This is a genomic window from Delftia tsuruhatensis NBRC 16741, from assembly GCF_001571325.1.
GTDB lineage: Bacteria > Pseudomonadota > Gammaproteobacteria > Burkholderiales > Burkholderiaceae_C > Comamonas > Comamonas tsuruhatensis.
In genome coordinates this window covers 17,385-39,023 of record NZ_BCTO01000020.1, presented here as the reverse complement: position 1 = coordinate 39,023, position 21,639 = coordinate 17,385, and the positions used below count along the sequence as shown (strand labels likewise).

Genomic DNA, 21,639 nt, shown 5'->3' with positions numbered 1-21,639 from the left:
GGGGCAGGGGGGGCTGCAGCCGGCATTCCCGTGGCCGTGTGTCTGCCGCGCGGTGCCGACCTGGCCGTGGCCCTGCTGGCCGTGCTGCGCGCCGGCGCGGCCTTTGTGCCCATGGACCCGGACCATCCTGCGCAGCGCCTGGCCTATATGCTGGCCGACAGCGGTGCATCGCTGCTGCTGGCGCAGGGCCGGCCCGCATGGCTGCCGGCCGCAGGCGCTCCCCTGCTCATCGATCCCGGCATGCCGTTGCCCGAGGCCGAGGCGCCTGCGCTGTGCATCGGCCCCGACAACCTGGCCTACGTGCTCTACACCTCGGGCTCCACGGGCGAGCCCAAGGCTGTCATGGGACTGCACCGCGGCGCCGTGAATCGCCTGCTGTGGATGTGGGATGCCTATCCCTTTGTAGCGGGCGAAGTGTGCTGCCAGAAGACCACGCCGGCCTTCGTCGATTTCATCTGGGAGTTCTTCGGCCCCCTGCTGGCGGGCGTGCCCAGCGTGGTGCTGGCGCATGCCGATGTGGTGGACCCGCATGCCTTTGCCGGCGCACTGGCGCGCCATGGGGTGACCCGGCTGGTGGTGGTGCCCTCGCTGCTCAAGGCCCTGCTGGAGCCGGCCGCTGATACGGCAGTCCTGCTGCCCGCGCTGCGGCACTGTACGGTCAGCGGGGAGGCGCTTTCCAGCGACCTGGCCGGCCGCTTTCTTGCGGCCCTGCCGGGCTGCCGCCTGCTCAATCTCTATGGCTCCTCTGAAATCTCGGCCGACTCGACCTTTCAGGAGGTGACACAGGCCGGTGGCCATCTCGTTCCCATAGGCCGGCCCATTCCGGGCCACCGCATCGCGGTCTGCGACGCCGCTGGCCAGGCGCTGCCCGTGGGGGTGGCCGGGGAGATCGTGGTGGGCGGCGATGGCCTGGCGCTCGGCTACCTGGGCCGCGAGCGGGAAACCCGGCAGCGCTTCCAGCCCACTGCGGCCCTGGACGGCGCCCGCGGCTTTCGCACCGGCGACCTGGGCCGCTGGCGGCCCGATGGCGGGCTTGACTGCCTGGGGCGGCTGGATCGGCAGATGAAAATCCGTGGCGTTCGCGTAGACCCTGCGGAGGTGCGCGCGGCCCTGTTGCTTCACCCCGGCGTGGCCGACGCGGTCGCCGCCGGATGGGTGGGCACCGACGGCGAGACCGTTCTGGCCGCTTGGGTGGTGCACCTGCCGGGGCATGCGCCCGCCGCCTCCGCACTGCATGCCTGGTTGCGCGATCGCCTTCCCCGTGCAGCGCTGCCCAGTGCTTATGTGCGTCTGGCGCAGTTGCCGCTCAATCCGAACGGCAAGGTCGATGTGCGCGCCTTGCCGGCCCCGGGCCCCGACGACCTGCCGGCCAGCGGCGAGGGCAACGCGCCCCGCCGGCCGCTGACGGCCGCACAGGCGCGTCTGGCCGATGTCTGGGAGCGCGTGATCGGCTCCCGTCCCGGCAGCGCCGACGCGGATTTCTTCATGATGGGCGGGCATTCGCTCAATGCGGCCCGGCTGGCCCAGGCCGTCCGCCAGGAATGGGGCGTGCCGCTGGACGCGGCGGCCGTGTTCGAGGTGCCGACGCTGGCCGCCATGGCGACGCGCATCGGCCAGGCTGCGCCCGGCGCGGACCTGCCGGCCATCGGCCGGGGGCCGGCGCATCCGGGGCGCGAGGCTCGCGCCTCCTTCAACCAGGAACGCCTGTGGCTGATCGAGCAGCATGAGGCCCAGCGCGGCGCCTACAACCAGGTGGTGTGCTACCGCACCGGCGCCGGGCTGGATGCCGGCAGGCTGGAGCAGGCACTGCGCGCCGTGGTGCAACGCCACGAGGCCTTGCGCACCCGCCTGGTGCTGCGCGATGGCCTGTTGTGGCAGCAGGTGGGGGAGGCCGGTGATTTCTCGCTGGTTCGGCGGGATCTCTCCGGCCCCGGTGCCGAAGCCGCGCTGGAGCGCTTTCTGGACGACGAAGTGGCGCGGCTGCCTGCGCTGGACCAAGCGCTGCCCTGTTCGGCCACGCTGCTCACCCTGGGCATGCACGACCAGGCGCTGGTGATTTCCATGCACCACACGGCGGTGGACGGCCAGTCCTGCGAAATATTCATGCGGGAGCTGGCGCATGCGCTGCAGGGCGGTGATCTGTCGGCGCTGCCGCCGCCCCTGCAATGCATCGATGTGTCCGAGTGGCAGCGCGCCTGCGGCGACAAGGGCCTGTGGGCACCGCAGCTTGAATACTGGCGGCGCGCACTGGCCGCCGCCCCCGCCGTGCTGGGACTGCAGCCCGAGCGCATGCCGCAGCGGCGCAGCTACCGCAATGCCCGGGCCGCGCTCTGCCTTCCGCCGGCGAGCATGCAGCGGGTCACGGCAGCGGCGCGGCAAGCGGGCACCACGCCCTTTGCGCTGCTGCTGGCCGTATGGGCTGCCACCCTGGCACGCTTTGGCGGTGATGCCGAAGTCATGGTTGCAACCCCCGTTTCCGCGCGCGAACGCGAGGGCATGGACAGTGCGGTCGGCTTCTTCAGCAACACCGTCGTCCTGCGCGTGGGCGTTAGCGGCAGTACCGGCCTGGATGTGCTGGCCCGCACCGTGCGCGACCAGCTGGCCGAGGCGCTGCGCCACCAGGATGTGCCCTTCGCCCAGGTGGTGGAGGCCTCGGGCGTGCCCCGCGCCGCGCAGCGCCCCGCGCTGGCACAGGCGATGTTCGTGCTCTCCCAGGGGCAGGACTGGGATCTGGTGTTTGATGGGCAGCGCGTCCCGCCCCGTATCCAGGCCGCACCGGTGTCGCGCTGCGACCTGTCGCTGGCCTTGCTGGCAGGGCAGGGCGAAGACGACCTCGTGCTCGGCGGTCATATTGAATATGCGGCCGATCTCTTCGGCCCCGCGCTGGCGGCGCGGCTGGCTTCGGCTTTTTCGGCCCTGCTGGAGGCCGCCTTGCAGCAGCCTTCCGCGCCGCTGGACGGCCATCCGCTGTGCGATGCGCATGAACAGGCCCTGCTGGACAGGCTGGCCTGCTCTGCGGCGCAGCCGCAGCGGTTGAACCCGCCGCACCAGGGGCCGCAGCGGCTCGATGCGCTGCTGCGCCGCGCCGCCGCGCAGCATCCCGGCCTGCCCGCCGTGGCCAGCATGGCGGGCGCGCCGCAGGCGATGGACTATGGGCAGCTGTCGCGCCAGGCCTCGGCCTATGCACGCTGGTTGCGCAGCCAGGGGCTGCGGGCGGGCGACTGCGTGGCGCTGGTCGCGCAGCGCTCGCCCGCGCTCATCGTGGCGCTGGCCGGTTTGTGGGAGGCGGGGGCCACCGTGGTTCCCGTGGACCCTGCCTATCCCGGCGCGCGCATCGGTGCCATGCTGGAAGATGCCTGCGCCACGGCCGTGGTGGCCGAGGCGCCCGTCGCGGGCTGCAGCCTGCCCCTGTGGCCCCTGCCCATGTCACTGTCCTTTCCCGTGGCAGGCGAGCCAGGCTCAGGCGTTGACTTGGATGAGGGCCAGGACCAAGGCGCCCCTGGCGCCATTGCTGCGCCGGCAGGCCATGGCGACGAAGCCCTGGCCTGCATCATCTTCACCTCGGGCTCCACGGGCCGGCCCAAGGGCGTGCGCGTCACGCATGCCTCACTGTGCCGGCTGGCCGAGGCGGCGGGCACGGCCTTCGGCATCGGGCCCGGCAGCCGCGTGCTGCAGATGGCGGCCTTCGGCTTCGACGTGGCCATGTCCGATATCGCCTTCGCCCTGTCGGCCGGTGCCTGCCTGTGCCTGGCCTCGCGCGATCAACTCCTGCCTGGCGCCCCGCTGGTCGGCACGCTGCAGGCCATGGCCGTCACCCACCTGCAGATCCCGGCCTCGCTGCTGGTGGCCACGCCGGTGGCGGACCTGCCGAGCCTGCAGACCCTGGTCGTCGGCGGGGAACGCTGTCCCGATGCCGTGGCCGATGCATGGGCGCGCGGGCGCAGCCTTTTCGTGGCCTACGGCCCGACCGAGGCGACCGTGACAGCCACCGCCGCACGCCACCTGCCGGGCCAGTCGCCGGGCATAGGCCGCCCGCTGGGCGATGCGCGCCTGTACGTGGTGGACGACAAGGGGCGGCGGGTTCCCGTGGGGGTGGCCGGGGAGATCTGGATCGGCGGCCCGAATGTCAGTCCCGGCTATGTCGCCAGCGGCATGGGCGACGGACGTTTCGGCCCCGATCCTTTTGACGGCTCGGAGGGCGCACGCCTGTACCGCAGCGGTGACCGGGGCCGGTGGCGTGAAGACGGAACCCTGGAGTTCCTCGGGCGCATGGACCGCCAGATCAAGCTGCGCGGCTTTCGCATCGAGCCTGGCGAGATCGAGGCCGCCCTGCTGGAGCAGCCCGGCGTGGCCCAGGCCTTTGCCATGCCCTGGACCGATGCACAGGGCCAGCAGCGCCTGGCTGCGTGGGTGGCCGGTGGCCAGGACCTGGACGCGGCAGCCTTGCGCGCGCGGCTGCGCGGCACGCTGGCCCCGCACATGGTGCCGGCCGTGGTGGTGCGCGTGGATGCGATGCCGCTGACTGCGCATGGAAAGATCGACAGCAGGGCGTTGCCGCAACCGCAGTTCGATGGCGGGGCGGACGGCGGCAGCCGGACCCCCTTGCCGGTGCCCGCGGCCACGCAGGCACGCGTGGCCGCGCTGTGGAGCGAGGTGCTCGGCCGTGCCGGCATCGATGCGGATGCCAACTTCTTCGACGTGGGTGGCCACTCGCTGCTGCTGGTGGCGCTGCACGACAGGCTGGGGGCGGACCTGGGTGTATCCGTGCCCATCAGCGAGCTGTTTCGCTTCACGACCATCCGCAGCCAGGCTGCGTATCTGGACGCGCTCCGGTCCCCGCACGATGGCGCAGCCCCGGTGGCCCAGCGGGTGGCGCAGCCTGCGGGCGAACAGGATGTAGCCGTCATCGGCATGGCCTGCCGCTATCCCGGTGCGCCTGATCTCGATGCCTATTGGCGCCTGCTGCTCGAAGGCCGCGAGGGCATCGACCATGGCGGCGCGCCAGACGCGCCGCTTCCGGGCTTCGTGGGCTCGGCCGGGCGCATCGGCGATGCGGACTGCTTTGATGCGGCCTTCTTCGGCGTGGGTCCGCGCGATGCCCTGACCTTCGACCCGCAGCACCGCGTGGCACTGGAGTGCGCCTGGCACACGCTGGAGCATGCGGGCTACACGCCCGAAGCCCATGGCGGGCGCATCGGCGTCTTCCTGGGCGTGGGCACCAACACCTATCTGCGCGTGCTGTATCCGGGCGGCGAACTGCCGGCCGGCGCCGACACCTACCATGCGCTGTCATGCAATGACAAGGACTTTGCCGCCAGCCGCATCGCCTATCACCTGAACCTCAAGGGCCCGGCCATGGCCGTGCAGACGGCCTGCTCCTCGTCCCTGGTCGCGGTGGACATGGCCTGCCGTGCCATCCGCGAGGGCAGTGCCGAGATGGCCCTGGCCGGGGGCGTGTCCATCCAGTTCCCGCAGCGCGACGGCTACGTCCACCAGCCCGGCATGATCCTGTCGCCCGATGGACGCTGCCGCCCCTTCTCGGCCGATGCAGGCGGCACCGTGCCGGGAGGCGGCGTGGGCATGGTGCTGCTGAAATCGCTGTCCCGGGCCCTGGCCGATGGCGACAACGTGCTCGCCGTGGTGCGCGGCAGCGCCGTCAACAATGACGGCTCCGCCAAGGTCGGCTATACCGCGCCCGGCGCCGACGGACAGGCGGAGGTGATTGCCGCCGCGCTGGCAGCGGCGCGCCTGGCTCCGGGCGACATCGACTACATCGAGGCCCATGGCACGGGCACGGCACTGGGCGACCCGGTGGAGATCGCGGCCCTGGGCCGTGTTTTCGGCAACACGGCCGATGGCGCGGGCGCGCAGGGCCCGGCGGCCCGCAGCCGTCCCCTGGCGCTGGGCTCCGTCAAGAGCAACATCGGCCATGCCGATACGGCTGCAGGCATTGCAGGCTTCATCAAGGCCGTGCTGGCCGTGCACCATGGCGTGCTCCCGGCCAGCCTGCATTTTTCGGCCCCCAATCCGCATGCGGACTTTGCCTGCGTCCCCATCGAGGTGGTCTCCCGGCAGCGGCCGTGGACGCATGACGGCACGCGCCGCGCAGGCATCAGTGCCTTCGGCATCGGCGGCACGAATGCGCATGTGGTGATCGAGCAGGCAGCGGCGCATGCGCCCCAGGCGTCCAGCACGGGCGCGCTGCCGCAGGCCTGGGTGCTGCCACTGTCGGCGCGCACGCCGGCCGCGCTGCAGGCCGGCCTGCTGGCCCTGGCAGGGATGCTGGACAAGGCGCCAGAGACATCGCTGGCCGACCTCTCGTTCACGCTGCACCAGGGCCGGGCCGCCTTTGCCTGGCGCGCGGCCGTGGTGGCGCACGGCGCGGCCCAGGCGGCGGCGCTGCTGCGCCGCGCCGTGCCCTGTCAGGCGTCCCAGGGGTCTCAGGGCGATAGGCCTGCGCAGGCCTGGCTGTTTCCTGGCCAGGGCAGCCAGTATCCCGGCATGGGTCGCGCGCTGTACGAGCAGGACGCTGACTACCGCAGCGTCTTCGATCGTTGTGCCGATGGGCTGGCTCCCCACCTGGGGCAGGATCTGCGCGGCATTCTGTACGGCCCGGTCGGCGTGGCCGCCGATGCCCAGGCACTGCGCCAGACCGAGCTGGCGCAGCCCGCGCTGTTCGCCGTGTCCTATGCCATGGCCAGCGCCGCGCTGGCCCGCGGCCTGGAGCCGGCGGCCTTGCTGGGCCACAGCCTGGGCGAGTACGTGGCAGCCTGCCTGGCCGGGGTCTTCTCTCTGGACGACGCCCTGGCCCTGGTGGCCGCGCGCGGCCGTATGATGCAGGCGCTGCCGCACGGTGCCATGCTGGCCGCGCCGCTCACACAGGCTCAGGCGCGCGAACTGCTGGCCAGCCCGGCCCATGTCGGCATCGACCTGGCCGCCATCAACGCGCCGCAGCAGTGCGTGTTCGCCGGGCCGGTGCCGGCCATAGACCGGCTGCAGGCGGCGCTGGCGGATGCGGGCCAGGCCGCCATGCGGCTGGACACCTCGCATGCCTTCCACTCCGCATCGATGGAGGGCATGCAGCGCGCGTTCACCGACTTGTTCGATGGCATGGTGCTGCACCCTCCGCAGCGACGCTTCCTGTCCAATCTCACGGGTACCTGGATCACGGACGCCGAGGCCACGGACCCGGCGTATTGGGCGTGCCACCTGCGTGCGCCAGTGCGCTTTGCCGACGGCCTGAAGACCCTGCGCGCCGAGGGCATCGGTGTGCTGGCCGAATTCGGCCCCGGCAGGGTGCTGGGCAAGCTCGCTGGCGCCAATGGATGGGCTGCAGATGCGCTGGCGCCCTCGGCGCTGCAGCGCAGCGAGGGGTCCGTCGCCGAGCCAGCGCTGGATGCGCTGCATGCGCGGCTGTGGTGCCTGGGCGCTGCCTCGCGTCCGGGGCGCCTGCCGCCCGCAGCCGGCCGACGCATTCCCCTGCCCGGATATGCCTTTGAACGCATCCGGCACTGGCCTGCCGAAGTGGCAGGCAAGTCGCATGCGCCAGCCGCCCCTTCGCTTTCCGCTGTTTCACCGGCCTCGCCTTTCCTGGGCGATGTCCGGGCTGCTCCGCCGAAGCTGCCCGACATGGCCGACTGGTTCCATGTGCCGGGCTGGCGCCGCGAGCCCGCTGCACAGGCGGCTGGCATCGCGGCACCCGCCGCAGCGTCGCTGCGCTGGATGGTGGTGGGCGTACACCTGCCGGCCGGCGCCGCGCTGGCGCAGGCCCTGAGCGTGGCCGGCCAGCAGGTGCTTGCCGTCAGCGCCGGCCAGGCGTTTGCGCAGGCGGCGCCCGGCCATTTCACGATCGGTGCTGGAGATCACCAGGATTTCCTGCGTCTTCTGGATGCCTTGCCGGAGCATGCACGGCCGCAGCGCATCGTGCACCTGGAGGCCACACGCGGCGGTGCGCCGGACGATCTGTTGCGGCGCGGCTTCTTCGGCGTCCTGGGGCTGGCGCGCGCCCTGGGCAGCGCGGTGCCGCCCTGGCCGGTGCGGCTGGACATCGTGACCACTGGCGCAGCCGACGTGGACGGCGACGAGGCCCTGGCCGCGGGCGCTGCAACGCTGCTCGGCGCCGTCAAGGTGTTGCCGCTGGAGTATCCGAACCTCGATTGCCGCCTCATCGATGTCCGTGACATGGACGGACCGGGCGCAGGCGAGGCGCTCCAGGCCCTGGCTGCCGAGTTGCTGCGCACCGATCCGCTGTCGCAGGTCCCGCAGCCCGTGGTCGCCCTCAGGCGCGGGCGGCGCTGGGTGCCGCAGTTCACGGCGCAGCGCCTGCCCGAGCCGCTGGCCGGCCAGGCGCGCTTCAGGCCTGCAGGCGTCTATGTGCTGACGGGCGGGTTCGGCGGCATGGGCTCGGCGCTGGCGCGCGAGCTGGCCGGCAGTGGCGCGCATCTGGTGCTGCTGGGCCGGCATGTCGATGCATCCTTGGTCGCGCAGTTGCAATCGCGTGGTGCCCAGGTGCTGGCGCTGGCCTGCGATGTGTCCGACGCCAGAGTGCTGGGCGATGCCCTGGCCCGGGCCCGCAGCCGGTTTGGCCGCGTGGACGGCGTGCTGCATGCGGCCGGGGTGGCGGACCAGGGCGGGGTGGTGCACAACCGCGACGACGCCAGCATCGCCACGGCCATGGCAGCCAAGGTCCAGGGCGCCCTGGCGCTGGATGCGGCCCTGGCCGGACACGAGCCCGACTTCGTTGTGCTGTTCTCCTCGCTGGGCACGGTGGTGCCGGGCAGCAAGTTCGGCCAGATCGGCTATGCCGCCGCCAACGAGTTCCTGGCGCTGTTCGCCGCCGAGCGCACGGCACGCCGTGGCGGCTTCACGCAGGCCATCGACTGGGACGACTGGACCGAAGTGGGCATGACCGTCATGGCCCGCCAGCGCTGGGGCCTGCCCGCGCTGGCCGCCAGCGAGGGACTGACGCCCGCCGAAGGCGTGGCCGTGCTGCGGCGAGCCCTGGCCTCGCCCCATCCCCGCGTATCGGTTTGCGTGCGCGACCTGCCCTCCCTGCTGCGCCTGGCCGGGAGCGTCTGGACGGACACGGCTGCGGCACCCGCAGGCCTGCCCGCCAGCGGCGAGCCGGCACAGGCCCCGGAGCAGGGCGGCGAAGGCCCGGACACGCGGCAACGGCTGGCCGCCGTCTGGCGCGAGGTTCTGGGCGTGGCCGAGATCGGTGCGCAATCCCACTTCTTCGAACTGGGCGGCCATTCCCTGATTGCCATGCGCGTGCTGGCCTATGTGCGTGAGCACTTCGGCGTGGAGCTGGGCATCGCGGCGGTGTTCGAGCATCCGGTGCTGGGCGACTTGGCGGACTTTGTTGACGCGTGCCGGCCCATGGGCGGCACCGTGGAGGAATTCACCTTATGAAGAGTGCGAGCGACAGGGCAAGCGATCTGCTGGCCCGCCTGGCGCAGCTGGGCGTGACCGTGCAATGCGAGGGCGGCGATCTGAAAGTGCGCGGCCCGGCAGGCGCCATTGGCGGGCAGATGCGCGATGAGCTGCGCGCGCTCAAGCCGCAGCTGCTGGCCCTGCTGTCACGCAGCGGGCCCGCGCCGGTGGCGGCAGGAGCGGCTGCAGAGGTGGACCCCGACCGCGTGCCGCTGTCCTTCAACCAGCGCCGGCTCTGGTTCCTGGACCGGCTGGAGGGCGGTGGCAGCGCCTTCATCATGGCCGCCTGTTTCGAGCTCGAAGGCCCTTTGGACCTTGAGGCCCTGCAGCAGGCGCTGACGGTGCTGGTGGAGCGCCACGAGCTGCTGCGCAGCGTCATCGTGGACGAGGCCGCCGAGCCGGTGCTGCGCATCGGCGCTGCCAAGGCCGTGCGCCTTCAGCCAGAGTCCGTGGACGATGCCTCGCCCCAGGGTTTGGCCGAGCTGATGGCGCAGCAGGCGCGCCAGCCCTTCGATCTGACGCAGGCGCCCCCCTTGCGGCTGCGCCTGTTTGCACTGGAGCCGCAGCGCCACGTGCTGGCCCTGTCGCTGCACCACATTGCCGGGGATTTCTGGTCCATGGGGCTGCTGCTGGCCGAACTCGGCCAGCTGTATGACGCGGCCTGCCGGGGCCTGCCGTCGCCGCTGCAACCGCTGCCCCTGCGCTACCCCGACTACTCGGCCTGGCAGCGTGCCACGCTGGACGAGGCGCGGCTGGCGCCGCAACTGGCCTTCTGGCAGGCGCAACTGCAGGGCGCACCCACCCAGCTGGCGATGCCGCTGGACAGGCCCCGGCCCGCAGAGCGCGGCGCCAGTGGCGCCCACCATCACTTTCGCATCTCGCCGGAGGGCACCCAGGCGCTGCAGGAGGCGTCAGCACGCGCAGGCGTCACGCCCTTCATGGCGCTGCTGGCCGCCTATGCCGCCGTGCTGGGGCGCTGGACCGGCCAGGACGAGGTCGTCATCGGCTGCCCGGTGGCCCACCGGGACACGCCGCAGACGCAGGGACTGGTCGGTTTCTTCATCGACACCCTGCCGCTGCGCATCGACCTGCGCGACGACCCCCAACCGGCCGAGCTGCTGCAGCGCGTTCGCCGCACCTGCCTGCAGGCATTCGAGCACCAGGACCTGCCGTTCGAGCGCATCGTGCAGGCCGTGCGGCCCGAGCGGGCGCTCAACCGTGCGCCCCTGTTCCAGACCATGTTCGTGCAGCAGACCGCTGGTGCAGCCGTGCTGGCGATGCAGGGGCTGGCCGTGCGGCCGCTGCCCGTGCCAGCGGCGGCGCCCGAGCTGGACCTGAACCTGTCGGCGCGTCTGGACGGCGAAGCCTTCGCCTGCGACATGGAGTACGACGCCGACCTGTTCGACCCGGCCACCGTGGCTGCGCTGTGCGCGCAGTTTGCGCATGTGGCGGGGCAGTGGGCGTGCGGCCTTGCACTGTCCCGGCTGGCACTGGCCCCGCAGGCCTGCGCCGTGGCTCCTGCACCAGCCATGGCCGAGGGCGCTGCGCCGGCATCCGTACCCGCGCTGATAGCCCGCGCTGCCGATCGCTGGCCGCAGCGCATGGCCGTGCAGGCGGATGGCGCGGCACTTTCGCTGCGCGAGCTTGTGTGCCAAGCCGACGCACTGGCCGGGCGACTGCGCGGCGCGGGTGCCAGGCCCGGCGACCTGATCGGCCTGGGCCTGGGCAACTGCCTGGCTCTGCCGGTGGCCATGCTGGCGGCCTGGCGCTGTGGTTGTGCCTATGCCGTACTCAGCCTGGCGAGGCCGCTGGCACAGCGCGCGACCATGATGGAGGCGGCCGGCGTGCGCCTGGTCATTACCGCGTCTGAGGCGGAGCAGTGGCCTTCGCATACGGTGCTGGTGGCGCCGGACCTGGTGGCAGAGCCCGCCGGCAGCGCCGCGCAGCAGCCCTGGCTCGCAGACCCCGCGCAACGGGCCTATGTCTGCTTCACCTCGGGATCGACCGGCGCCCCGAAGGGCGTGGTCGTGAGCCATGCCAACCTGGCCCACCATGCGGCGGCGGTGGCGCGTGAGTTCGGCCTGTGCGAGACCGATCGCGTGCTGCAGTTCGCGGCACCCGATTTCGATGTGGCTGGCGAGGAGATCTTCCCCACGCTGGCCTCCGGTGCCTGCGTGGTGCTGCGGGCACAGAACAGTCTTGACAGCCTGGAGGCGTTCCAGGCCCAGGTGGCAGGCGCGCGGCTGACCGTGCTCAATCTGCCGTCCGCGTTCTGGCACGAGTGGGTGGGCATGCTGCATGCAACGGGCACGGCTGTTCCGGCCGACCTGCGGTTGGTGGTCACGGGCAGCGACCGCGTTTTCGTGCGCAGCTTGCGCCAGTGGCAGGCGCTGTGCCGCCATCCTGTGGCCCTGCTCAGCGGCTATGGCCCGACGGAGGCCACCATTTCGGCCGCGTTCTTCGACCCCGCGCGCGACGTGCTGCCGCTGGGCTCCGAGATCCTGCCGCTGGGCCATGCGCTGCAGGGCGTGCAACTGGCCGTGGTGGACAGCGCCGGGCAGGCCTTGCCTGCCGGGGCCATCGGCGAAATCGTCATCGGCGGCGGTGGTGTGGCGCAGGGGTATCTGCAACAGGACGAGGCCACACAGGCCGCGTTTCGCGCCTGCGCCGCACTGGGCGGAGTGCGCGCCTATTGGAGCGGCGACCTGGCGAGGCGGCGTGCCGACGGTGCGCTGGAGTTCCTGGGCCGGCGCGATACGCAGGTGAAGATCCGGGGATTTCGCATCGAGCCCGCCGAGGTGGAGGCCGCCCTCATGGCCCATCCCTGCGTGCGCGAGGCTGCCGTGGTGCTGGCGCACGATGGCGCAGGCCAGCCGGTGTTGCTCGCGGTGGTTGCGGGACAGGCCGATGCGGCGGCGCTGCGCAGCTGGCTGTCCGAGCGGCTTGCGCCCTACATGGTGCCTGCCGTGTGCCGCGTGCTGGAGAGCCTGCCCCATACGGCATCGGGCAAGATCGACCGGCGCGCGCTGGCGGGGCTGGCCCTCCAGTCGCCGCCGCAACTGCCTGTGGCGGACGGCACGGCCCAGCCTTGCAGCCCGCTGGAAGCCACCCTGGCCCGGCTCTTTGCCGAGGTGATGAACCTTGCGCAGGTGGGCGTCACCGACAACGTCTTCGACCTGGGTGTGGACTCCATCCGCTGCCTGCAGATCGTCTCGCGTGCGCGCCGCCAGGGCCTGGACCTGGTGGTGCGCGACATCTTCCGCACCCAGACCGTGCGTGCCCTGGCCGGGGAGATCGCCCTGCGGTCGCGGGCCGCGCCGACGGTACCGGTGGCGGAGGCCGGGGCACCGTTGTCACCGACCCCCATCCAGGCCTGGTTCCTGGAGCATGCAGGGTCAGGGGCCGCTCACTACAACCAGGCGGCCGTGCTGCGCGTGCCCCCGCAGTTGCCGGCCGAAACGCTGGAGCGTGCGCTGGCGGGCGTGGTGGCATGCCACGAGATGCTGCGCCTGCGGGTGGACGCGCAAGGCGTGCTGGATATTGCCCCCATGGCGCCCGGGCCTGTGCTGGACGTGGTCTGCCTGGAGGGCCTTGCACCGGCAGAGGCACAGCAGCGCCGGGCCGAAGCCTTTGCCGCGGCCCAGCGCGCCATGGACCCGGCGTCCGGCCGCATGGTGCGTGGCGTGCTGCTGCCCGGCACGGGCCGGCTGATGCTGGCCATTCACCACCTGGCGGTGGATGCCTACTCCTGGTCGGTACTGCTGGAAGACCTGGCCCTGGCCTGCGCACAGGTGTCGCGCGGCGAGCCCGTGCGACTGCCCGCGCCCACCAGCTCCTATGCGCGCTGGTCGCACCGGCTGGGCGAGCTGGCCGCCGGGCCCGAGGCGGCTGCGCAGGCGCAGGCGTTGCAACAGGCGTTCAGCCAGGTGGGCGCGACCGTGTTGCCTCGCCAGACGCCCGCCGGTTGCGTGGGCCAGGCCCAGACGCTGGCCTTCGAACTGGACGAGGAGACGACGCAGGCCCTGGTCCACGAGGTGCCGCGTGCCTTTGCCGCCCGCGTGGACGAGGCTTTGCTCGCCGCCCTGGTTGTGGCAGGCGTGCGGCTGGGGGTGGATGGCCCCTGGCGGGTGGATCTGGAGCGCAACGGACGCGCCGACCTCTTCGAGGAGCTGGACCTGTCTCGCACCGTCGGTTGGTTCACGGCGCTGCAGCGCGTGGGCATCGAGCCAGCTCACGGCGCCGCCGATGCCGCGACGGTGGTAGCGCAGGTTGCCGCGCAGGTGCGCGGCGCCGCATGGCAGGGACTGGCGCTGGGGCTGCTGCGCTACCGCTCGCCCGACGGCGCCGTGCGCGCCGGCCTGGCCGCGCTGCCTGAACCGGAACTGCTGCTGAACTACCTGGGCCGCATGGACGGCGCCCCTGCCGGAGACGAGACCATCGCCCCGGTGGATGAGGCGGCGGGCCCTGCGCAGGCCCCCGGACTGGCGCGCAGCCATGTGATCGAGCTCAATGCGGGGCTCTGGAATGGCCGGCTGCGCGGGGAACTGAGCTTTCCGGCAGGGAAGCCGAACCGCGAGCGCATCGCCCCCTGGCTGGACGAGGTGAAGGCCGTGCTGGCCGAGATCGCCAGCGCCGCGCGCGAGGGCCGTGGCGCATGTGCTGCCCCGGCCGGGCAGGTGCCGCAGGCCGTTCCCCGCAGCCGTGCTCCGGTGGCCGTGCTGGCGCTCACGCCCCTGCAGCATGGCCTGCTCTACCACAGTCTGCGTGCACCCGATGACCAGGTCTACTTCGATCAATTGACATTGACCCTGCAGGGTCCGCTGGACCCGGCAGCGCTGCGCCGTGCCTGGGAAGCTGTGGTGGCACGCCATGGCGTGCTGCGTACCAGCTTCCACTGGGACGATGGCGAGGCCATGCAGCATGTGCATGTCCACGTGGAGCTGCCCTGGCAGCACGACGACTGGCGCGCCATGGATACGGCCGCGCAGCATGCCGCCCTGTCGGCACTGCTGGCGCAGGACCGGGCCCGGGGCTTCGACCTGCGCCACGCGCCCCTGATGCGCCTGCATCTGCTGCGCACGGCAGAAGACCGCCATGAGCTGTTGTGGAGCGCCCACCACCTGCTGCTGGACGGGTGGTCGGTCTCGGTGGTGATGGACGAGGTCTTCCGCCTGTACGGCCAGGCACTGGGCGATGGCACGCCAGCGCTGCCGCGCGCGCCCGATTTCGCCGACTGCGTGCGCTGGCACCAGCGGCGCGACGTGCAGGCCGACCAGGCCTTCTGGCGCCAGGCGTTGCAGGGCCTGCACGAGCCCACCTCACTGGCCTTTCTGCGCCAGGCCGGGGAGCCTGTCGAGCCTGAGGCTCCGGACCCGATCGAATGCCTGCTGCCGCCTGCCACCAGCAGCGCCCTGGCCGCGCTGGCCCGCGCCGCGCGTGCCACGCCCGGCATCGTGCTGCAGGCCGCCTGGGCGCTGCTGCTGTCGTGCCACAGCGGCAGCCGCGACCTGGTGTTCGGTGTGACCGTGTCGGGGCGCTCTCCCGACATCGCTGACGTGGAGCAAATGGTCGGCATGCTGATCGCCACGGTGCCGGCACGTGTGCGTGTGGCTGCCGGCATGCCGCTGCTCTCGTGGCTGTCCGCGCTGCAGCAGGACCATCTGGAGCGCGAGCAGCATGCGGCCGCATCGCTGGCGGAAATCCGCCAGGCCTCGGAACTGGAGCCAGGCTGCGATCTGTTCCAGTCCCTGGTTCTGGTGCAGAACTATCCTGCGCCCGATGCGCTGCAGGCCGGTGGTCTGTGCCTGGCCGCAGTCGCCAGCCATGAGCGCACGAACTTCCTGCTCACCCTGGCCTGCATGCAAGGCGCGCACGGATGGCGCCTGGCACTGCACCGCGACCGCGAGCAGGTGCCGGCTGCGGCAGCGCGCCGCCTGCTGTCGCACCTCGATGCGCTGCTTGCCGCCATGGCGGCGCAGCCCGGTCAGGCACTGGGCTCGCTGCTGCAGCTCTCGCCCGAGCAGGCGCGCGATGCCCTGGAGGCCGGCACCGGCCCTGTCGAGGCCATGGACGAGCGCTTTCTGGTGGACTGGATCGACCACTGGGCGCAGCACACGCCCGGCGCCACGGCCCTGGAAGGGCCACACGGCCGCATGGACTATGCGCAACTGGCGAGGCTGTCGCGCCAGGCGGCCTGCTCGCTGTCTGCCCTGGGTGCAGGGCCAGAAACCCGTGTGGCCCTGTGCCTGGGCCGCTCGCCCGTCTGCCTGGCGGCAATTGCCGCAATCCTTCACGCGGGCGCAGCCTTTGTGCCCATCGACCCTGCGCTGCCGGCGCAGCGCCAGCGCTTCATGCTGGAGGACAGCGGCGCAGTGCTGGTGCTGGCCGATGCCGCGCTGCCCGTGGCGGAAGAGCTGGGTTTGCGCTGCCTCACGCCGGAGCAGTTGTTCGGCACCCTGTCGCCAGACGAGGCTGCCCAGGCCACTGTGCTTGCCCAACCGCAGGCCTCGTCCTCTGCCTATGTGATCTATACGTCCGGCTCCACGGGCACGCCCAAGGGCGTGGTCAACACGCGGGCGGGCATGCGCGCCCTGGCCCATGCCCAGCAGCGCGTGTTCGCGCTGGATGGAAGCGATCGCGTGCTGCAGTTCGCCTCGCTGTCCTTTGACGCCTCCATCTGGGAGATGACCATGGCCTGGCGCCATGGGGCGGCGCTGCTGGTGCCTGCCCCGGACATGGCAAGGGCCGGGCCGCAGCTGCAGGCCTTTGTGCGGCGCCATGGCATCACCGCCGCAACGCTGCCGCCCACGGTGCTGTTCACCCTGGATGCGGCCTCGCTTGATGCGCTGCGCCTGCTGGTGGTGGCCGGCGAGGCCTGTGCACCGGAGTTGGCGCTGCGGTGGTCGGTGGGCCGGCGCTTTTTCAATGCCTATGGTCCGACAGAGGCTTCGGTGGCTGTCAGCGTGCAGGAGGGCGTGCAACGCGCCGACCGGCTGCCCATTGGACGGCCGCTGCCGAACATGCAGCTGCATGTGCTCGACGAGGACATGCGCCTGCTGCCCCCGGGGGCGCCGGGGGAGCTGTACATCGGCGGTGCAGGGCTGGCGCGTGGCTACCTGGGGCGTCCCGGGCTGACGGCGGCCAGCTTTGTGCAGGATCCGTTCGGCGACCCCGGCGAGCGGCTGTACCGCACGGGCGACCGGGGCTGGCGCCTGGCCGATGGGCGCGTGCACTTTGCAGGCCGCAACGACCACCAGGTCAAGCTGCGCGGCCTGCGCATCGAGCTGGGCGAAATCGAGGCCGCGCTGGCCACCCACCCGGGTGTGGAGGCCGCAGCGGTGCTGGTCATCGCGCACGGCGAGGCCGACCACCGGCTGACGGCCTGCGTGGGGGCCGCGCACCCCGTCGGCGCCGAGGCGTTGCGCGCGTACCTGGCGCCCCGCCTGCCTGCGCACATGGTTCCCGCCTATTTCGTGGAGCTGAACCAGCTCCCGCTCACCCACAGCGGCAAGATCGACCGCCAGGCACTGGGCCGGCAACTGGCGGCGCAGCCGGCCCGGCCGTCGTCGCCAGCGCCTGCCGCCGACGCCGACGCCGCTGCAGGCGACGCCTGCGCACGGCTGGCGGCGGTCTGGGCCCAGGTGCTGGGCGTTGCCGAGGTGGGGCCGCACCAGAGCTTTTTCGAGCTGGGCGGGGACTCCATTCTTGCCATCCAGGTGGTTGCGCGGGCCAACCGGCAGGGGCTGGCCATCACGCTGGCGCAACTGATGGACCCGGCCTCGCAGACGGTGGCTGCTCTCGTGGCGCTGCTGGGTCAGGACGGAGGGCCGATGGTGCAGCCCCACGCCACCGAGGACGTTGCAGGCGATGGCCGCGTGCCGCTCACGCCCATCCAGCGCTGGTTCCTGGCGCTGGAGGCTCCGCAGCGCCAGCACTACAACCAGAGTTTCCTGTTGACCGTGCCTGCCGACCTGGCGCCCGGGCGGCTGCAGGCCGCGCTGGCGCTGCTGCTGCAGCGCCATGATGCGCTGCGCCTGCGCTATCGCCGGGAGGACGGCGGCTGGGTGCAGACGCTGGCCGATGGCCTTGTGCCGCCTGCGGTCCCGCTGCTGCAGGTGGTGGCATCGCCGCCTGGCGAAACGCCGGCCGCCTGGCGCGAGCGGCTGCAGGCCGCCGCCGTGGCCAACCAGGAGCGGCTGGACCTGCATGCGGGCCCGCTGATGCACGCGGCTCTGTACCTTCCCCCTGGCCAGGAGGAGGCGCCAACTCATGCACAGCCAGAGGCACAGGCACGCCTGCACCTGGTCGTGCACCACCTGGCCATCGACGCCGTGTCCTGGCGCGTACTGCTGGACGATCTGGCCGAGGCCTGCCGCCTTGGCCGCATTGCCAGGCCGCCCGGCGCGTCCTTCAGCCATTGGGCGGCAGCCGTGTCGCGCCATGCGGCATCGCAGTCGGCGCGTGCCGAGCTGCCGTACTGGCTGGCCCAGTCAGGCGACGCCTGCCTGCCGCTGGCGCGTGGCGCCGGGGCGGCCTCCACGGTGGGCGAAGCCGTCACCCTCGGCGTGCAGTTGTCCGTGGACGAGACTGGCGCCTTGCTGCGCGAGGCGCCACGGGTCCATGGTGCCTCCATGCAGGAGCTGCTGCTGGCGGCGCTGGCCTCGGCCCTGGCCGGTCGCGTCCAGGGCCGCTGCATCGGCGTGGCGCTGGAGTCGCATGGCCGCGATGTGGTGCTTGAAGGCCTGGAGGTGGGCTCCACCGTGGGGTGGTTCACGGCGCTGGCACCCCTGGCACTGCCCCTGCCACGGTCGTTGCCCGATGCCCCGCCTGTGGACGGCGCTGCGGGCCCGTCCGCGCTGTCTGCTCTTGCGGCCGTGCGCGAGGCGCTGCGCGCCATGCCGCGGCGCGGCTTCGGCTACGGCGTGCTCAGCCAGCTTTCGCCCGAGCCGGCCGTGCGCCAGGCCCTGGCCGCGCAGGCCCCGCCCGGCATCGCCTTCAACTACCTGGGGCAATGGGATACGGCATGGCCCGAAGGCGAGGGCCTGCGCCCGGCGCCGGAGCGCGACGGCCCGGGCTTCGCGGCGAGCACGCCGCGTGCCTTCCCGCTGGAAGTCAATGCCATGGTGGCGGACGGGCGGCTGGCGCTGGATCTCACCTACGATCCCCGGGACCTGGAGGAAGGCTGGATTGCGGCGCTGGCCGCCGACATGCAGGCCTGGCTGGTGCACGCGGCGGCCAGTGCGCGGCAAGCCGGTCCTGTACAGGCAGGCGGCGCACAGGCCAGCCCGTCCTTGCGCGCGCCAGCCTTGCCCTCGCATGGCCTGGGGCCGCAACAGGACGCCATGCTGTCCCACGCCCTGGCCTGCCCGGGATCGTCCGCCTATGTGGTGCAACTGGGGGCCAGCCTGCCTGCGACGCTGGATGTGCCCGCTTTCATGGCTGCCTGGAACGCCGCCGCGGCTCGCCATGCGGCGCTGCGCGCCTGTTTCTCTGTGGACGCAGCAGTCGGGTCGGCGCGCCAGCATGTGGACGACAGCCTCACCGCCGCGCCCTGGCGCACCGAGGACTGGTCTGCCTGGACACCCGCCGATGCACAGGTCGCATACGATGCGCTGCGCGAGATCGAGCAGGCGCGCGGCTTCGATCTTGCCAGCGCCCCGCTGATGCGCTTTGCGCTCGCCCGCATGCCGGACGGCGGCTGGCGCTTTTGCTGGACCTACCATCACCTGCTGGTCGATGGCTGGTCGATGCCGATTTTGATGGCCGATGTGCAGGCCGTTTATGCGGGCCGCTTGCCCGGCGCGGCGGCGCCCGACACTCCAGCGCCCGACGTGCGGCGCTTCCTCGACTGGCTGGATGCGCAGGATGCGGGCAGCGCGCAGGCCTTCTGGAAGAATGAACTGGCGGGCCTGGCGCCCTCGCGCTGGCCTGCTGCCGAGGCAGCCGTGGCCAGCGGACGTTCCCGCCAGGTGCACCGGGTGCTGGCAGCCGGGACGGGCGCCAGCGTGGCTGCCTTTGCCCGCCGCCACCGCCTGTCGGTGCCCAGCGTGGCCCTGCTGGCGTGGGCGCTGGTGCTGGCGCGGCACATGGGGCGCGACGACCTGGCCTTTGGCGTCACCTCGGCCCTGCGTCCCGCCGAACTCGAGGGTGCCGAGGCCATGGTGGGCGCCATGCTGGCCACACCGCCGCTGCGCGTGAGGCTGGACCGGGCGCAGGGCTTTGCCGCCGCCTGCCAGCAGTTGCAGCGCCGGCGCATGCAGGCGTCCGGTCATGCCTGGCTGGCGCCGCGGGCTATCGCATCGGCCGCCGGGCTGGCCGATGCCGATGACCTGTTCGGCACGGCGCTGCGCATCCAGAACTACCCGCTGGGCGAGCTGGGCAGCGACAGCGCCGCCCTGGCTTTTCACGATGTGGACATCCGTGACGCCTGGCACCACCCGTTCAACCTGGAAGTCATGCCCGGCGACGATTTTCGCCTGCTGGCGGTGCACGACGCGCTCAAGGTCGCTCCCGCCGTGGCCGACGCCCTGCTGGAGTCCATGGCGCACCTGCTGGAGACGCTGGACCAGGACCGGCCGCTGACCTATTGGCTTGAGGAGACACATGGCTGACGCAACACCGCTTTATCTGCGCGAGGACGTGGTGGCCGTGCCACGGTTCGCGGGCTGGTATGCCTGGTCCTTTCTGATTTCGCCCGCCACGGCGGCCCTGTACCTGGCCAACCGCTACGTGCGCATCATGGAGTCCTATCTGGAGGCGCCCGAGCTGCATGCCCAGGCAGTGGCCAATGCCGCCATGCGCGGCGGCCCCTTCATGGACTGGCCGGCCGAGCGCCGCGGGGACATACAGGCCCTGCTGGACGAGACGCGCCAGCGCCATGCCGGGCTGCTGTCGTTTGCTGCCGATCTGGGGCAGTGCTGGGAGTTGCTCAAGACCCAGGCCGACGGGCATTCGATGGCGCAGCTGTATCCGCGCCTTCCCGATTCGGTGCGCGGCTATGCGGAGCTCGTGTACTCGCTGACCGGCGCACCGGACCTGCGCCTGATCGAGGCGCTGCTCTACCGCAGCCCGCTGTATGACACTTCGGCTCAGAGCACGCTGGTGATGCGCGGCGGCGATGTGCGGCCCTTTGCCCTGGGCACGCCGCAGCTCGAACGTGACGGAGCGGTCGCCCTGCAGATTCCGTATGCCAGCCCCGCCAACGACATGCTGGCAGCGCTGCGGCACGCACCGCGCCCTTTCGACGCCATCGCCGAGTCGCTCGGGCTGGAGGGCGCGCGGGCCGACCGCTTCCACGCCTTGCTGACCGGCACGCCACCGGCCCGGCGCGGTGGGGACCTGGCGTGCACGGCGCCGGTGGGGAGCGCGCGCTGGCGGTATTTCGGCCATGCCTGCGTGCTGGTCGAGACGCCAGGCGGGCGCAGCGTGCTGATCGATCCCCTGGTGCCTGCCGGTGGCAGCGCGGGCCAGACACCGCGCTTCACGCTGGCCGACCTGCCGCAGCGCATCGACTGCGTGGCGCTGACGCACAACCACCAGGACCATGTGCAGCTGGAGACCTTGCTGGCCCTGCGCTCGCGCATCGGTCGGGTTCTGGTGCCAGCCGGCGGGGGAGGCAGTCTTGCCGACCCCTCGCTCAAGCTCGCACTGCAGGCGGCGGGCTTTGCCGATGTGCAGGAAATCGGCCCGCTGGAGGTCTTCAGCGAGGGCGACCTGACGGTCACCGCCCTGCCTTTCCTGGGCGAGCATGCGGATCTGGACATTCGCACCAAGGCCGCCTGGCTGGTGGATGCCGCCGGCAGCCGCCTGCTGTTCGCGGCGGACTCCAACAATCTGGAGCCTCGCCTGTACGAGCACCTGCGCCCCGTGGTGGGTTCGCTGCAGGCCCTGTTCATCGGCATGGAGTGCGAGGGCGCGCCCCTGAGCTGGCTGTACGGTCCGCTGCTGCCGACACCGCTGGACCGCGCACGCGACCAGTCGCGCCGGCTCGACGGCTCGGACTACCGCCGCGCCATGGGCCTGCTGCGCATGCTGCAGTGCGAACAGGTCTTCGTCTATGCACTGGGGCTGGAGCCGTGGCTGTCGTTCATCACCAGCATCGAGTTCGACCCGGAGTCGGCCGCCATGCGCTCCGTGCGCTCCCTGCTGGCCGCCTGCGAGGATCTGGGCATCCCGGCCGAGCGCCTCTACGGAAAAGCCGAAGGCTGA

Annotated in this window: 3 protein-coding genes (1 of these 3 cut by a window edge); all 3 read left to right on the top strand. The window is 72.0% G+C overall.

Features of this window, described 5'->3' with window-relative positions; genetic code table 11:
• Tightly spaced (each overlapping or abutting the next), the 3 genes in view from DTS01S_RS09340 to DTS01S_RS09330 form a layout consistent with a single transcriptional unit that may run on beyond the window.
• On the top strand, positions 1-9,411 hold the 3' portion of the coding sequence (locus DTS01S_RS09340) for a hybrid non-ribosomal peptide synthetase/type I polyketide synthase (RefSeq protein WP_061287639.1). 1,644 nt of this gene lie to the left of the window's left edge; only the last 9,411 of its 11,055 coding nucleotides appear in the window; its start codon lies off the left edge, out of view; the stop codon is at positions 9,409-9,411.
• Positions 9,408-20,042: a non-ribosomal peptide synthetase gene (locus tag DTS01S_RS09335; RefSeq protein ID WP_061287638.1), complete on the top strand. Its 10,635-nt coding sequence runs from the start codon at positions 9,408-9,410 to the stop codon at positions 20,040-20,042. The genes DTS01S_RS09340 and DTS01S_RS09335 overlap by 4 nt, the downstream gene beginning before the upstream one ends.
• On the top strand, positions 20,035-21,639 hold the full coding sequence (locus tag DTS01S_RS09330) for an MBL fold metallo-hydrolase (RefSeq protein ID WP_016445286.1): 1,605 nt from the start codon (positions 20,035-20,037) through the stop codon (positions 21,637-21,639). The genes DTS01S_RS09335 and DTS01S_RS09330 overlap by 8 nt, the downstream gene beginning before the upstream one ends.

What these genes read in the sequence shown, in the direction of transcription:
- DTS01S_RS09335 (WP_061287638.1), top strand. Translation starts at nt 9,408, where the DNA reads ATGAAGAGTGCGAGCGACAGGGCAAGCGATCTGCTGGCCCGCCTGGCG.
- DTS01S_RS09330 (WP_016445286.1), top strand. Translation starts at nt 20,035, where the DNA reads ATGGCTGACGCAACACCGCTTTATCTGCGCGAGGACGTGGTGGCCGTG.